Annotated in this window: 12 protein-coding genes; 9 read left to right on the top strand and 3 right to left on the bottom strand. The window is 72.6% G+C overall.

The window, feature by feature from the left end; genetic code table 11:
- The first annotated feature begins 101 nt into the window (after nt 1-101).
- The 3 genes from SGLAU_RS21095 (at nt 102) to SGLAU_RS36310 (ending at nt 1,475) form a co-directional block, all read left to right on the top strand.
- Complete coding sequence (locus SGLAU_RS21095; RefSeq protein WP_208868999.1) at nt 102-602, top strand: MarR family winged helix-turn-helix transcriptional regulator; 501 nt, start codon at nt 102-104, stop codon at nt 600-602.
- A gap of 133 nt (nt 603-735) precedes the next feature.
- Nucleotides 736-1,227 carry a sigma factor-like helix-turn-helix DNA-binding protein gene (locus tag SGLAU_RS36315; RefSeq protein ID WP_043503662.1) on the top strand — a complete coding sequence of 164 codons (492 nt, stop codon included), beginning with the start codon at nt 736-738 and terminating at the stop codon, nt 1,225-1,227.
- Nucleotides 1,224-1,475 carry a hypothetical protein gene (locus tag SGLAU_RS36310; RefSeq protein ID WP_043503660.1) on the top strand — a complete coding sequence of 84 codons (252 nt, stop codon included), beginning with the start codon at nt 1,224-1,226 and terminating at the stop codon, nt 1,473-1,475. Before SGLAU_RS36315 ends, SGLAU_RS36310 begins: the two co-directional genes overlap by 4 nt.
- Nucleotides 1,476-1,485: 10 nt before the next feature.
- Here the strand turns inward: SGLAU_RS36310 and SGLAU_RS21080 are convergent, their stop codons facing one another.
- On the bottom strand, nt 1,486-2,640 hold the full coding sequence (locus SGLAU_RS21080) for a cystathionine gamma-synthase (RefSeq protein WP_043503659.1): 1,155 nt from the start codon (nt 2,638-2,640) through the stop codon (nt 1,486-1,488).
- 188 nt (nt 2,641-2,828) lie between these two features.
- Here SGLAU_RS21080 and SGLAU_RS21075 point away from each other — a divergent pair, with 188 nt between their 5' ends.
- From SGLAU_RS21075 to SGLAU_RS21055, 5 genes are all read left to right on the top strand, one after another.
- Nucleotides 2,829-3,947 (top strand): hypothetical protein, encoded by a 1,119-nt coding sequence (locus tag SGLAU_RS21075; protein WP_043503658.1) that lies wholly within the window; start codon nt 2,829-2,831, stop codon nt 3,945-3,947.
- 169 nt (nt 3,948-4,116) lie between these two features.
- Nucleotides 4,117-5,715 carry a M48 family metalloprotease gene (locus SGLAU_RS21070; RefSeq protein ID WP_043503656.1) on the top strand — a complete coding sequence of 533 codons (1,599 nt, stop codon included), beginning with the start codon at nt 4,117-4,119 and terminating at the stop codon, nt 5,713-5,715.
- A gap of 41 nt (nt 5,716-5,756) precedes the next feature.
- On the top strand, nt 5,757-6,860 hold the full coding sequence (locus SGLAU_RS21065; protein WP_043503655.1) for a hypothetical protein: 1,104 nt from the start codon (nt 5,757-5,759) through the stop codon (nt 6,858-6,860).
- 84 nt (nt 6,861-6,944) lie between these two features.
- Nucleotides 6,945-7,610, top strand: coding sequence for a peptide-methionine (S)-S-oxide reductase MsrA (gene msrA / locus SGLAU_RS21060; protein ID WP_043503653.1), 666 nt, complete (start codon nt 6,945-6,947; stop codon nt 7,608-7,610).
- A 463-nt stretch (nt 7,611-8,073) separates the two neighbouring features.
- Nucleotides 8,074-9,294 (top strand): FG-GAP-like repeat-containing protein, encoded by a 1,221-nt coding sequence (locus SGLAU_RS21055; RefSeq protein ID WP_043503650.1) that lies wholly within the window; start codon nt 8,074-8,076, stop codon nt 9,292-9,294.
- A gap of 188 nt (nt 9,295-9,482) precedes the next feature.
- Here the strand turns inward: SGLAU_RS21055 and SGLAU_RS21050 are convergent, their stop codons facing one another.
- On the bottom strand, nt 9,483-10,523 hold the full coding sequence (locus tag SGLAU_RS21050; protein ID WP_043503648.1) for an NAD(P)-dependent alcohol dehydrogenase: 1,041 nt from the start codon (nt 10,521-10,523) through the stop codon (nt 9,483-9,485).
- A gap of 179 nt (nt 10,524-10,702) precedes the next feature.
- On the opposite strand from SGLAU_RS21050, the gene SGLAU_RS21045 reads away from it, so the two are divergent.
- The gene (locus SGLAU_RS21045) at nt 10,703-11,617 is read left to right on the top strand and encodes a helix-turn-helix domain-containing protein (protein WP_043503647.1); all 915 of its coding nucleotides are present in this window, start codon (nt 10,703-10,705) and stop codon (nt 11,615-11,617) included.
- A 33-nt stretch (nt 11,618-11,650) separates the two neighbouring features.
- Here SGLAU_RS21045 and SGLAU_RS21040 read toward each other — a convergent pair whose 3' ends face one another.
- The gene (locus SGLAU_RS21040; protein ID WP_078957815.1) at nt 11,651-14,968 is read right to left on the bottom strand and encodes a S8 family peptidase; all 3,318 of its coding nucleotides are present in this window, start codon (nt 14,966-14,968) and stop codon (nt 11,651-11,653) included.
- Nucleotides 14,969-15,170: the final 202 nt, after the last annotated feature.

Below are 15,170 nucleotides of genomic sequence, written 5' to 3'. Positions count from 1 at the left end.
TGCGCAGCGCCGGTACGACCCGCGTCCGGGCCGCGTACCCTGTCCCCCAACCCAGCACCCCTTCATGAAGTGAGCCCCCGGCCATGCCCACAACACCTGACATGTCGATGGACATGACGACCGTCGGTGACACCGGTCTTCTCGACACGCTCCAGCACGAGGTGGCGGTGTTCGCCCGCCGTGCCGAACAGACCCGGCTCGGCGGCGTCGGACAGGTGCGCAACTCCATGGACCGCGCCGCGTATCTGCTGCTCAACCGGCTCGACAAGGAGGGGCCGATGGGCGTCAAGGCGCTCGCCTGCAGCATGGGCATCGACTCCTCGACGGTCACCCGGCAGGTCGCCCCGCTCGTCGACTCCGGTCTCGTCAAGCGCACCTCGCACCCCGAGGACGGCCGGGCCGTCGTGCTCCAGCTGTCCCCGCGGGGCCTGTCGCGGCTGGAGGAGGTGCGCTCGTCCAGGCGTCAGCTGATGGCCGAGTTGACGCAGGACTGGGCGCCGGAGGAGCGCGAGGCGTTCTGCGCGCTCCTCACCCGCTTCAATGTCGCGCTCTCCGACCGGATGTCGGCGGCGACGGTGACGGAGCCGGCGGCGCAGTCCTGAGCCCGCGCCGCGGGCGGCCGCCCGCGCGCGAGGCGTGCACAGCTCTTGACCGAAAGACCGCCCCTGCCCTCATATGAGACCGGGCCCCGTGGTGGTGCCGGGGCCGGTGTCCCGGGGTCACGGGGGAGGCGCGGTGCGACAGCGGCGGGTGTCCGACGGCAGGCGCCGGACCCGGGAGTTCGAGGCGTTCACGGCGGGCGCGGCCGGCCGGCTGCTGCACACCGCCACCCTGCTCACGGCGGAGTCCCCGCACGACAACCCGCGCGCGCGGCGGCTGCTCACCCTCGCCCTCGCGCACACGTACGCGTGCTGGGACGGGCTGCGCGGCGAGGATCCGTACGACCGGGCCCGCCAGTACCTGGCCACCCGGTTCGCCCGCGCGGCCTGGCACCACCACGGCGGCGTCCTGGACCGGTTCCGCCCGGGCCCCGGGACCGCGCTTTCCCGGCTCGCCCCGCAGGAGCGGCTGATCCTCGTCCTGCGGCTGTTCGAAGGGGTCGCCGAGGAGCAGACCGCCGCGCTGCTGGGCCTGCCCCGGGAACGCGTCCGCACGGTCTGCGACCGCGCCACGGCGACCCTGCTGCACCCGCCGCACGGCTCGGCGCCGCAGGCGGTGTCCCGGTGAACCGGCAGGAGCGGGAGGCCGCCGCGCGGCGGATCATGGAACGGGCCGGCCCGGCGACGGTGCCGCCCGACCTGTACGCGCAGGTGCTGCGCCGCGGGGGCCGGCTGCTGCGCCGCCGGGTGCTCGCCCGCCGCGTGGCCGCGCTGCTGCTGCTCGCGGCGGTCGTGGCGTTCACGGTGTGGGCGCTGACCGCACGCCCGTGGGTGGAGCCGCCGTCCCGGACGACCCCACCGCTCACGGGCTGGTGAGCGACGCCGGTCAGCCGAGCGCCTGCTGGAGGTCCTCCAGCAGGTCGTCGACGTTCTCGATGCCCACCGAGAGGCGCACCAGGTCGCCCGGGACCTCCAGCGCGGAGCCGGCCGCGGAGGCGTGCGTCATCCGCCCGGGGTGCTCGATCAGCGACTCGACACCGCCCAGGGACTCGCCGAGCGTGAAGATCTTCGCGCGGTTGCACACCTCGACCGCCGCCTCCTCGCCGCCCTCGACCCGGAAGGAGACCATGCCGCCGAACGCCCGCATCTGCTTGGCGGCGACCTCGTGCCCGGGGTGGTCGGGCAGGCCGGGGTAGAGCACGCGGGTCACGCGCGCGTGCCGGGTCAGCATGTCGGCGATCCTCGTGGCGTTCTCGCTGTGCCGGTCCATGCGCACCGACAGCGTCTTGGTGCCGCGCAGCACCAGCCACGAGTCGAACGGCCCGGCGACCGCGCCCATGGCGTTCTGGTGGTACGCCAGTTCCTCGCCCAGCGTCTCGTCGGCGGTGATCAGGGCGCCGCCGACGACGTCCGAGTGGCCGCCCATGTACTTGGTCAGCGAGTGCACGACGACGTCCGCGCCGAGCGCCAGCGGCTGCTGGAGGTAAGGGGTGGCGAAGGTGTTGTCGACGACGAGCCGGGCGCCCGCGTCCCGGGCGACCTGGGCGACGGCGGCGATGTCGGTGATGCCGAGGAGCGGGTTGGACGGCGTCTCGACCCACACGGCCTTGGTCTTCGGGGTGATCGCGGCCCGTACGGCGGCCGGGTCGGCGGTGTCCGCGACCGACCACTCCACGCCCCAGCGGGAGACGACCTTGGCGAACAGCCGGAAGGTGCCGCCGTACGCGTCGTTCGGGATGACCACGTGGTCGCCGGGGCTGAGCAGCGTGCGCAGCAGGCAGTCCTCGGCCGCCAGTCCGGACGCGAACGCGAGACCCCGGCGCCCGCCCTCCAGGGCGGCGAGGTTCTCCTCCAGGGCGGTCCTGGTGGGGTTGGCGCTGCGGCTGTACTCGTAGCCGCCGCGCAGCCCGCCCACGCCGTCCTGCTTGTAGGTCGACACCTGGTAGATGGGCGGGACGACCGCGCCGGTCAGGGGGTCGGCGGTGTTGCCCGCGTGGATCGCGAGCGTCTCGAAGTGCTGACTGATGTGCCTGTCGCTCATGTGCACCGAGCGTAATGCGCGAACGGAGTGGATGACGTGCGCTGACAGACGGGGGAAACCCTCGTCCGCGGAGCACCCGGCCGCGCGGCGGCGGGGCACCGTGTGCCGCGGGGGTTTTCCACAGCCCGTCGTCCACAGGCCGCGGACCGGGTTGGCCAAGTGTCACAGGCGTCTGGAACGCTTGGGGCATGGAGATTCTCTGGGTCCTGATGGCACTGCTCATGCTGAGCTTCGTGCTGCTCCCCTACCTCAGGCGCCGGCGCGGCATGATCGAGCAGGTCCCGCCCGGTCACCCGGACGCCGCGGACCCGGCGAACTACGGCTTCGTCCGCCAGGAGGAGCTGGACGTGCGGATGCCCGGCCCCGACCAGGACCTGCTGGACGTCCTGGACCTGGTGCAGCGCACCCAGGACCACCGCGCGGCGGCCCAGCTGCTGGCCGGCACCGAGGCGGCGGGCGAGCTGCGCTGGCAGCGCGTGCAGGCCTTCGCGGGCGCCGCCTCCCTGGAGCTCCAGCAGCGCCCGGGCGACGCCGTGGAGGCGCCCGGCGGCCAGTGGCTGCGGGTCTGGCGGGCGGAGCAGCCCAAGGACGCGGGCGGCGCGGCGGTGCACGCCGAATTCCTGGTCCAGCAGGCCTGGCGGACGGCGACGCCCGGCACGGACGCGTTCCGGATCATCATGGAGGAGGCGAGGGCGGCCTGCGCCGACGCGGCGCTGCTCGCCCCCGGCGACCCGATCCCGTACATCATCGAGCTGTCGGTGGCCCGCGGCCTCGCCTATCCGCGCGCGGAGTTCGAGCAGCTCTGGCTGAAGATCCTGGACCGCGCGCCGAACCACATGGGGGCGCACCTCGCCGCCCTCCACTACTGGTGCGAGAAGTGGCACGGCTCGCGTGAGCTGGCGACCTCCTTCGCGGAGGCCGCGGCGGCCCGCGCGCCGCAGGGTTCCCTGCTGGCGGCGATGCCGCTGTTCTCGGTCTTCGAGCACCTGCCCGAGGTCAACCTGGTCAGCGGGTTCTATCAGAGCGAGGTCGTGACCAAGGCGGTGCACGGCGCGTTGCACGCGGTCCACTCGGCCCGCGCCGACGACCCGATGCTGGCGCACGTCCGCCATCTGCTGGTGTTCTTCCTGGTGCGGGGCGAGCGCTGGGCGGAGGCCATGGACCAGCTGATCCACGTGGACGGTCATGTCGGCGCCCTGCCGTGGACGCTGTCACCGGACCCGGCGGCGGAGTTCGCGGTCTACCGCGCCCTGGCCGTGGCGGGCTACGAGGCGAACGGCGGCAGCCCGGCGACGCTGCCGCACTGAGCGGGCGTCCGCGACCGGGACCGGCCGCCGCGCCCGATCCGCGGCCGCGGACTCAAGGGACCAGTGCACCAAATGACGTTGCCCCCCTGACCTGGGATAAGGCATCGTTCCCCCCATATGGCCTTTGCCATGTCCATTTTCAGCAATGCTGTGGGGGGAACAGCCCGACATGGGCGCAACTCTGCGCGCGCTGCGCGCCCTCGTCCTGCTCGCCGGCTTCTATCTGCTCGGCTTCGTCATGCTCGGCGCCCTGGCCGCCGTCGACTGGGCCTTCGCCGAGGCCGGCGTCGGCGCCCTGACCGCCAAGATCTGGTTCATCAGCGCGCTCGTGGCGCTCCCCATCGTGCAGGGCATGTTCGCGCTGCGCGCTCCCAAGGACGAGCCGCCGCCCGGCCTCTCCGTCACCCCCGAACGCGAACCCGGGCTGTGGGCCGCCGTACGCGAGCTGGCCGAGCTCACCGGCACCCGGGCGCCCGACGAGATCGTGCTCACCGGCGACGTCAACGCGGCCGTCGCCGAGGACACCCGGCTGCTCGGCCTGCTGCCCGGCCGCCGCCGGATGTACGTCGGCCTGCCGCTGATGGCCGGCCTGAACGAGCCCCAGCTCCGCTCCGTCCTCGCCCACGAGTTCGGCCACTACACCCACCACGACACCCGCCTCACCGCGCTCACCCTGCGCGGCCGCCGCCAGGTCCTGCGCACCGTCGCCAACCTGCACGAGCGGTCGCAGGAGAAGGCCGCCCGGGAGCAGGCCCGGCTGGAGAGGAAGAACGCCAGACGGATCGCCCGCGGCAAGAAGGCCGCAGCCGTCGACCCCGGCCCGGCGGGCCTGAGCTACCGCCTCGCCGCCAAGCCGTTCCTCTGGTACGGCACCTTCTACCTGCGCACCTCCCAGGGCGTGGCCCGGCAGCAGGAACTCGCCGCCGACCTGGCCGCCGCCCGCGTCGCCGGCCGTGACGCCACCGCCTCCGCGCTGCGCGAGATTCCCGTCCTGGACGCCGCCCACGACTTCTACATGCAGTCCTACGCCACCCTCGGCACCGGCGCCGGCCTGCTGCCGCCGCCCGGCGAGGTCTTCGGCGGACTGCGCCGGCTGCTCGCCGCACGCGCCGCCGAACTCGACGAGCTGCGCGCCGGACTGCCCGAGCAGGAGCAGTCCCCGTACGACTCCCACCCGCCGATCGCCGAACGCGTCGCCCGCATCGAGGAGCTCCCCGACGACGGCCGCACCCCGGCCGGCGCCCGCCCCGCCCTCGCCCTGCTCACCGACCCCGCCCGCGCCTTCGCCGACCTGGCGGCGGCCGTCCTCACCCCCGAGGCACAGCGCCTGAACCGGGCCGCGGACTGGCCCGACCTGGTCCACCGGTCGATGCTCCGGCAGGCCGAGCAGGACGCGGAGCCGCTGCGCCGGGCCGTCGCCGAGACGCAGGGCGGCGACGGCTCCCTCGCCGCGTTCCTCGACGCCGCCGACGCGGGCCGGCTGTGGCAGCTCGCCGACCTGCTGCCCAAGTCCCCCGAGGCGCAGGCCGCCACGGGCCGCGCCGCCCGCGAGTTCGCCCGGCCCCGGCTGCGTGCCCGCCTCGCCCGCCTGGTCACCGTGGAACTCGCCCGCCAGGGCCGGGCGCACTGGGAGCTGTCCTGGACCGAAGCGGCCCGGCTGCGCCTGCCGGACGGCCACGAGGCGTGGCTGAAGCAGGCGCTGGACGCCGTGGTGAACGACATACCGGACACCACCGAGCTGCGCAGACTCCTGGCCCCCGCCACCTGACGGACCCCGCCGGCCGCCCCTCTCCCCTAGGACACCCGCCCATGCACATCGTCATCCCGATGCTCCTCCTCCTCATCGGCCTCGTGATCTGGTTCCGCAAGCACACCAAGGGTCCGGGCGGCGTGCGCACCGGGGACCTGCCGAAGGCGGCGGCCAAGCTGGGCTTCCTGCCCGGCGACCGGCTGGACACCGACCACGACCGCGCCCCTGACCCGCGGGCCACGGCCGTCCGCGAAACGGTCCGGGCCGGGAACTGGCGGGAGGGCGCCGACTGGCTGGCCGAGGCCGGGCGGGACTGGGAGGAGCGCGACCGGCGCGCCGGCGTCCTGGCGCACGAGGCGGTGAAGGACGACTCCTGGCTGCTGGCCTGGCGCACCGCGCACCCGGAGGACCCCGGCGCGGCCCTGGTGCACGCCAGGTCGCTGATCGGCCTCGCCTGGGAGATCCGCGGCGGCGGGTACGCGCAGCACACCACCGGCGAACAGTTCGCCGGCTTCCACCGGGTGCTGGAGCAGGCCGGACAGGCGTGCGCGCACGCGCAGTCCCTCGCGGGTGACGACCCCTGCCCGTTCATCGCCGAGCTGCCGCTGGCGATGGGCCAGGGCTACCCGCACGACCGCTTCGAGAAGCTCTGGGCACAGGTCATGGAACGCGACCCGCACCACCTGGCCGCGCACTCCGCCGCCCTGCAGTACTGGTGCGCCAAGTGGTGCGGCTCGCACGAGCTGGCGGAGGCGTTCGCCCGCTCGGCGGCGGAGCGGGGCCGGCCCGGCCGGCTCCTGACCCTGCTGCCGCTGCGGGCGTACTTCGAGTACGACATCGCGCACGACGACCTCAACCGGGACGAGTTCTACAAGCGCCCGGAGGTCGTCGAGGCGGTCGACGCGGCCCTCGCCGACGTGGCCGCGGCGGCCGCCGCCGACCCCGGCGACCGGCGGCTCCCGCAGGTCCGCCACCTGCTGGCCAGCCTGCTGTTCTGGCAGGACCGCCACGAGGAGGCGGTCGAGCAGTTCCGCCTGGTCGACGGCTACATCGACGCGGTGCCGTGGTCGTACCGCGGCAGCCGGGAGGGCATGATCAGGGCGTACACGGGGGAACGCGACTACAGCGCGGCGCAGGTCCTGAAGTCACGCGGCGGAATCTGACCGCCCGGCCGGACGTTGTCACAGACACCACACCACGGCACCACCACGCCGTCGGCCCCGGTACCCCGGTCCAAGGAGGAAACGATGCTCTTCAGCCGTACGCCCACCCTGCCCACCCCCGAGCAGGCGCTGAAGGGCCGCCCGGAGCCGTCCTTCACCGTCCCCGAGCGCCACACGGTCCTCGGCACGCCGCTCCTCGGCCCCTACCCGGAGGGCCTGGAGACCGCCGACTTCGGCCTGGGCTGCTTCTGGGGCGCCGAGCGCAAGTTCTGGCAGCTCCCGGCAGGCGTGTACACCACCCTGGTCGGCTACCAGGGCGGCCACACCGAGCACCCCACCTACGAGGAGGTCTGCTCGGGCCTGACCGGCCACACCGAGGTCGTCCGCGTGGTCTACGACCCGGCCGTCGTCTCCTACGACGGCCTCCTCAAGACCTTCTGGGAGTCCCACGACCCGACCCAGGGCTTCCGCCAGGGCAACGACGTCGGCACCCAGTACCGCTCGGCGATCTACACCCACACCCCCGAGCAGGCCGCCACCGCCGAGTCCTCCCGCGAGGCCTACCAGAAGGTCCTGACCGCCTCGGGCTACGGCCGCATCACCACGGAGATCCTCCCGGCCTCCGGCCGCCCCTTCTACCCGGCCGAGGCGTACCACCAGCAGTACCTCGACAAGAACCCGGCAGGCTACTGCGGCATCGGCGGCACGGGGGTGTCCTGCCCGATCGGGGTGGCCCCGGCCGAGGGCTGACGGCGCCGCGTGGGCTTGGGGACCCACGCGACGCGGGATGCGTGACCGGCAGTCGCCGCTCGCCCCGCGGCACACCGCCCTGCGGTGTGCCGCCCGCTCGGATGCGACGCCACCCGGGCCTACCCGGCCGCGGCCGGCCGCCCCGCCCCGGATCCGCGCCGGGACCCCGCGGCCCCGCCGCGCGCACTGGACATGCTCGACGTCACCGTCGCCGGCCTCGACGACGTGTCCGCAGCGGCGGTGACGCACGGTCGGACGTGTCCCCGCTTCCTTGGCCCCGCTTCGCCCGTCTCCTCGCCCGCGCCGGGCGGACCGCGGCGGCGCGGTGGGCGCTCCCGTGCTCTACGATCACCTGGCTTGCGTCGGACAGCCGCCGAGCACCTGCCATGACCGCCCGGGGAGCCCGGAGTTCTGCGGGGCAGGGGTTTTCGGGCGCGCAGGACATGGGAGGGGAACGCAGCGTATGCGGAATCGTTTGACCCGGGGCACGGCGACACTCGTCGGTCTCGTGCTGGCCGGTACCGGGCTCGGCGCCGTGAGTGCGGCGCCGGCGGCGGCCGACTCGTACGACTGCCCCGCGGGTTACTTCTGCGGGTGGTCGGGGGAGGGCGCCACCGGCTCGATGTGGAAGACGAGCAAGAGCGTCGCGGACCTGGGCGGCTGGGACGACAGGATCCGCTCGTACGTCAACCGTACGAAGGTGATCGCCTGCATCTACGAGGACAAGGACTGGTCGCCCTGGGGCGGCTACTTCCCCCAGGACCCGAACTCGCCGGGGGAACTCACCTCGTCGCCGACCGCGACCACCAGCTCGGTCAAGTTCGTCCGCACCGAGCGCGAGTGCAGCCAGAAGGCCTACCCCCGCTGGTACGCGCAGACCTCTCCGAAGGCGCAGGGGTTCGGCGACATGAACGGGGACCGCAGGGCGGACGTCCTGGTCCGGGACGACGTGGGGCGGCTGTGGTTCACCCCGGGCAACGGCACGGGCCGGCTCGTCGGCAGCGGCTTCAACGGCATGAACACCCTCACCCGGCACGGCGACTTCAGCCGCGACGGCCGTGAGGACCTGATCGCCCGGGAGGCCGCCACCGGCAAGCTGTGGCTGTACCCCGGCACCGGCACCGGCTCCCTCGGCAGCCGCCGGCTGCTCGGCTCGGGCGGCTGGAACGGCATGACCAAGATCACCGCCTTCGGCGACCTGACCGGCGACGCCCGTTCCGACCTGCTGGCGGTCGAGAAGGCGACGGGGAAGCTGTGGCTGTACCCGGGCACCACGACGGGCAGGCTCGGCGCCCGCAAGCTGATCGGCTCCGGCGGCTGGAACGCCATGAACGCCCTCGTGGGCATCGGCGACGTGAACGGCAACGGCCGTGCCGACCTGTACGCCCGCGAGGCCGCCACCGGCAAGCTGTGGCTCTACCCGGGCACCACGGCCGGCAAGCTCGGCGCCCGCAAGCCGGTCGGCTCCGGTGGCTGGAACGCCATGGCCAACTTCATCTCGGTCGGTGACTTCTCCGGGGACGGGCGTCCCGACCTCGCCACGGTGACCAACGACAGGTACGTCATCGACGGTTACCCGGGCCACCTGGGCTGGCTGGTCACCTACCGGGGCCGGGACACCGGCACGCTGGCCGCGGGCGAGCGCACCGACGGCGAGTGGTGGGGCCTCAACGGCGTCGGCTAGGGCCTTTCGTTCGGATCAGCCCGGCTTGAGGTCCGGAGCCTCTCGACCGACCCGCGACGCCGGGGTGATCCAAACGACAGGCCCTCTATAGCTAGGCCCCACCCGGCGGTCCCGGTTCCGGTCCTCGGGCCGCCGGGCGCACGCCGGGGCGCACCGGAGGCCGGCGGCCTCCGGTGCGCCGGGGGACGTCAGATCGTCGCCGTGTCGATCACGAAGCGGTAGCGGACGTCGCTGGCGAGGACCCGCTCGTAGGCCTCGTTGATCTGGTCCGCGCGGATCACCTCGATCTGGGCGCCCAGACCGTGCTCGGCGCAGAAGTCCAGCATCTCCTGGGTCTCGGCGATGCCGCCGATCATCGAGCCGGCCAGCGTCTTGCCGCCGCCGATCAGCGAGAACAGGTTCAGGGAGATCGGCTCCTCGGGGGCGCCCACGTTCGCCAGGGTGCCCTCGGTCTTCAGCAGCGAGAGGTACGCGCCGAAGTCGAGCGGGGCGGAGACGGTGGAGACGATCAGGTCGAACGTGCCCGCGAGCTCCTCGAAGGTCTTCGGGTCGCTGGTGGCGTAGTAGTGGTCGGCGCCCAGCTTGAGGCCGTCGTCCTTCTTGCGCAGCGACTGCGACAGCACCGTCACCTCGGCGCCGAGCGCGTGCGCGATCTTCACGCCCATGTGGCCGAGGCCGCCGAGACCGACGACGGCGACCTTCTTGCCGGGGCCGGCGCCGAAGCGCTTGAGCGGGGAGTAGAGGGTGATGCCCGCGCACAGCAGCGGCGCGGCGACGTCCAGGGGCAGGGCGTCGGGGATGCGGACGACGTAGTTCTCGTCGACGACGACGGTCTGCGCGTAGCCGCCGTAGGTGGGCCGGCCGTCCGTGCCGATGCCGTTGTAGGTGGGGACGTTGCCCTTGATGCAGTACTGCTCCTGGCCGGCCTTGCAGTTCTCGCACTCGCGGCAGGAGTCGACCATGCAGCCGACGCCCACCCGGTCGCCGACGGCGAACCTGGTGACGCCGGAGCCGACCGCGGCGACGACTCCGGCGATCTCGTGGCCGGGCACCATCGGGAAGATCGCCTCGCCCCAGCCTTCGCGGGCCTGGTGGATGTCGGAGTGGCAGATGCCGGCGAACTTGATGTCGATCAGGACGTCGAACTCGCCGGGTTCCCGCCGCTCGATGGTGGTGCGCTCCAGCGGCGCCTTGGCGGAGGGGGCGGCGTATGCGGCGACAGTGGTCATGCCGAGGGGTCTCCTAGCGGGGGGTCTCGTGCCCGGCTGCCTTCTGTCTTCCGTCCGGGCACGCCGTCGAGCCTCCCCGAGATCGCGGCGGTCACCCAGACCACGCTTTTGCGTACGTCCGCCGTGCGTACCACTGGCGGGGTCAGGCTCGTCGTCGTACGACCGTGAATACTGGACGTATGGACGAACAGCTCGACGCCGTGCCCGAGCCCGCCGAGGACCGGGGGGCCGGTCTGGACCGGCGGGCGGAGCTGAGCGAGTTCCTGCGCACCCGGCGGGCCCGGCTGAAGCCGGAGGACGTGGGCCTGCCCGACTTCGGGCGGCACCGCAGGGTGCCGGGGCTGCGGCGCGAGGAGCTGGCTCAGCTCGCCGGGGTCTCGGTGGCGTACTACACCCGGCTTGAACAGGGCAACGGGAACAACGTCTCGGCGGAGGTGCTGGACGCGATCGCCCGGGCGCTGCGGCTGAGTGACGCGGAGCACGCCCATCTGACGCATCTGGCGAAGCCGAAGCAGCACAGGAAGCGGGCGGCGTGCCGCACCCAGCAGGTGCGCGGGGCGCTGCGGCAGCTGCTGGACACGCTGGACGGGGTGCCGGCGTACGTCGTGGGCCGGCGTTCGGACGTCCTGGCGTGGAACCGGATGGCGGCGGCGCTGTTCGGTGACTGGTCGAAGCTGCCGGAGCGGGAGCGGAACTGGGCGCGGCTGGTGTTCCTGCGTCCGGACTACCGGGACCTGTTCACGCACTGGGAGCAGAAGGCGTCGGACGTGGTCGGCTACCTGCGGCTGGACGCGGGGTGTCATCCGGACGATCCGCGGCTGTCGGCGCTGGTCGGCGAGCTGTCCGTGAAGAGCGAGGACTTCCGGCGGCTGTGGGCGCGGCACGATGTGAAGGAGAAGGCGTACGGCGTGAAGCTGCTGCGGCATCCGCTGGTCGGCGAGCTGACGCTGTCCTTCGAGACGTTCCGGCTGCCCGCGGACGGGGAGCAGTCGCTGGTGACGTATCACGCCGAGCCGGGCTCGCCGTCGGCGGAGGCGCTGCGCCTGCTGGCGAGCTGGGGGGCGGACGCGAGGACCTCGGCACCGTCGGTGTGACGGCGCCGAGGCCCTGGGCGGTCCGGCTGCCTGCTACTTGCCGTAGTAGGCGTTGTAGATCGAGATCGTGGACTTGTTGCCCTTCTTGTCCGTGATCTTGGCGTGGAAGGAGATGGCCTTCCCCTTCGCCGGGTTCTTCACGGTGACCTTGCCGTTGGTGACCGTGAGCTTCTTCCAGGTCTGGCCGTAGTCGTACGAGGCGTAGACGTGCAGCGACTTGAGGTTGCTGCCCTTGGCCGCGCCCTCGACGGTGACCGGGAAGGTGGCGGTCCTGCCCGCGGTGACCTTGCCGTCCAGGCCGGTGACGGCGTTGAAGCGGGCGGTGGAGGCCGGGAGCTTGGCCGAGCCGGCGGGCTTCTTGGAGCGGAAGGTCCAGCTCGCGTCGATCCGGGTGGAGGAGGCGGTGACCTTGCTGCTCCGCTTGACCGAGGTGGTCAGCTTGTACGCGGCGTCACCGGACGGGACCTTGAAGGCCTTCTCGCCGAACAGCGGGTCGTCGTTGGTGCCGACCTTGGTGCCGTTGCGGTAGAGGGTGGTGGCCACCGAGGTGAACACGGTCGAGCCGGGGTTCCTCGACGAGTCGGCGAACAGCGGCAGGTAGCCGTAGATCTCGTTGCCGTCCCGCCAGAGGCCGAACTCGCTGTTGAGGGTCGGGCCGAAGACGGGCTTCTGGACCGTCCGGGAGTAGGTCTGGCCGGCCTTGAGGGCCAGTCCGGAGCCGAACGAGTAGTACGACTCGGTGAGCGGCCAGCCCTCCGCGTCCACCCCGCCGTACTGCTCGAACTCCAGGTCCCACCGGATGCCGCCCTGCGTGGACAGGTTGAGGATGCGGGTGCCGGGGAGGTTCTGCGGGATGGCGATGGAGGAGGCGCCGTAGCTGCCGGGCAGCCAGCCGATGGCGGAGACCGCGCCCTTCTTGCCCGCGGCCTGGGCGCCCATGGCGACCTTCACGCGGGCCAGGTCACCGGGCTTGTAGTGCTTGGTGTAGCCGGTGGCGAGCTGCTTCACCTTGGCGCCGATGCTGGTGTCGTACTGCTCGTTGGCGCCCTTGGTCCAGTGGCCCTCCCACTGCTGGGACAGCGAGCCGTCGGTGACCTGCGGGCCGAGGTGGGCGGTGCGGAAGTTCGCGAACGACTCCAGGCCCCAGCCGTAGACGAAGACGCTGTCGTCGGCCTCGACGGTGAAGTCGGCCGAGAGGTAGGCGGGCTTGGCTGCGGCGTCCGGCACGGTGATGTTCACCGGCTTCGCCTTGCGCGCGTCCAGCGTGATCGTGGTGTTGCGGGTGACGCTCAGCTTGGGCTGGGCGAGCCAGTCGGCGCCCTCGTACTTCTCGGGGTCCGTGCCCACGAAGATGCCGGCGTTGAGGATGTAGGTGCCCTTGGGGACGCGGGCGGTGACGGTGCCGTCCGGGTCGTAGGGCGAGTACCACTTGTCCTTGCCCAGGCCGGTGAGGCCGTCCAGGCCGGCGTTGTAGTTCTTCGCCGGCTGTCCGGCGCGGTCCAGCACCTTCAGGGTGACGTCGTACGACTCCACCTCGCGCTGCACGGCCGCCGCGGTGCGCACGGTCTGGCCGCCGCCCGTCGCCGTGACGTACGCGGAGTAGGCGCCGTCGAGGGTGCCGCCCAGCTTGGTGTTGACGGTGAAGTCGACGGAGGCCGTGCCGCCGGCCGGCACCGTGACCTTGGTGGCGGCCAGCTTGAAGAACCCGGCCGGGGCCGCCTGTCCCTTGGGGTTGGCGGTCTTGGCGGACAGGGCCAGGGTGACGTCCTGCGTGCCGAGGTTGCGGTAGGTGAGCTGCTTGGTGACCGGCTTGTCGTCGGTGTGCGGCCACTGCTGCACACCGAAGCTCACCGACACCGGCTCGGCGACGACGGTCTGCTTGATCGCCTTGTCGACCTGGATCCGGCCCGAGCCCTGCTCGAACGGCGTGTACGCGCCGCCCTTGGTGGACGCGGTCAGCGCGGCCTTGATGCGGGCGCCGGTCCAGTCCGGGTGCTGCTGCTTGAGGATCGCGGCGGCGCCCGCGACGTGCGGGGTGGCCATCGACGTGCCGGAGATGGTGAGGTAGCCGGCCGGCTTCTCGCCGACCTCCTGCGCGATGACGCTGCCCTTGGCCGAGGCGGCGGTGATGTCCACGCCGGGCGCGGTCACGTCGGGCTTGATGGCGCCGTCGCCGAGGCGCGGGCCGGTGCTGGAGAAGCCCGCCAGCTCGTCCTTGTCGTCGACGGCGCCGACGGTGATGGCGGCGTCCGCGGTGCCGGGCGAGCCGACCGACTCGGGGCCGGAGTTGCCCGCGGCGATCGCGAACAGCACGCCCTTGTCGGCGGACAGCTTGTTGACCGCCGCCTCCAGCGGGTCGATCTCCGGGCCGTCCGGGCCGCCGAGGCTCATGTTGATGACGTCGGCGCCCTGTTCGGCCGCCCACTCCATGCCGGCGAGGATGCCGGAGTCGTCGCCGAAGCCGGAGTCGTCGAGGACCTTGCCGTTGAGGATGTCGGCGCCGGGCGCGACGCCCTTGTACTTGCCGCCGGACTTCGCGCCGGTGCCGGCCGCGATCGAGGCGACGTGGGTGCCGTGGCCGAACTTGTCGCCGGCGTCGGCGGCCTTGGTGAAGTTCTTGGACGCGACCACCTGGTCCTTGAGGTCGGCGTGGGTGGCGTCCACACCGGTGTCCAGGACGGCGATCTTCACGCCCTTGCCGTCGTAGCCGGCCGCCCACGCCTTGGGGGCGCCGATCTGCGCGACGGACTTGTCGAGGTTGACGCGGCGCACTCCGTCGAGCCAGACGTGCGCGATGCCGGAGGCGGTGCGGTCGCCGTCGGTGACGGCGTGCCACAGCTCCTGCGTGTCCGCGTACGGGGTCTGCACGGCGTCCGCGTTCAGGGCCTTCAGGCTGTGGCGGAGGGTGCCCGCGTCGCGGACGTCGCCCTTCGCGGCGCCCGCGGTGCCCCGGTAGCCGACGATGACCTTCAGGCCCTGCTTCTGGGACTTGCGGGTGGCGGACTTGTTCAGCTCGGTGACGTCGAACAGCCGCTGGTCGAGCTTGCCGGTGGCGACCAGGCGGGCCGCGTCGGCGGGTATGACGAGCGTGTGCCCGCCGGCCTTGCGGATCTGTACGGGTATGTGCTCGCGCCCCTTCGCCGGCTGTACGCCGACGACGCGTCCCTTGGCGTCCACCGTGACCCGGTCACCGGTGATCAGGGTGATGTGGTGCTGGGACGTCAGTTCGGCGCTGCTGTGAGCGGGTTGCCCGGCCTTCGCCGACGCCGGGGTGGTCAGTCCCGCGGCGAGGGCCACGGCGGCCGCGGTGGCTACCGCGGCGGCGCCCGCTCGCTTCGCTTGTCTGCGCAAAACTCCCCCTGGAGTTGAGGTACCGGGCGAATTCCCCGTTCACCCGGCCGGGGGTGGTCCCGCACACATGCTCGTACGCCCCCCGGAACAGGAAGTATGCCGGGGGGCGATCTGCCGCCTCAAGAGAGGTTTGTGTCACGAGTTCGCTATAGAAGAGGTTCGCGCGCTATGGCGGGGGACACGCGAATGCCGCCTCCCCGGC

Origin of the sequence: Streptomyces glaucescens (assembly GCF_000761215.1) — a bacterium.
Lineage (GTDB): Bacteria > Actinomycetota > Actinomycetes > Streptomycetales > Streptomycetaceae > Streptomyces > Streptomyces glaucescens_B.
The sequence above is the reverse complement of the archived record's forward strand: the minus strand, read 5'-3'. Positions and strand labels throughout refer to the sequence as shown.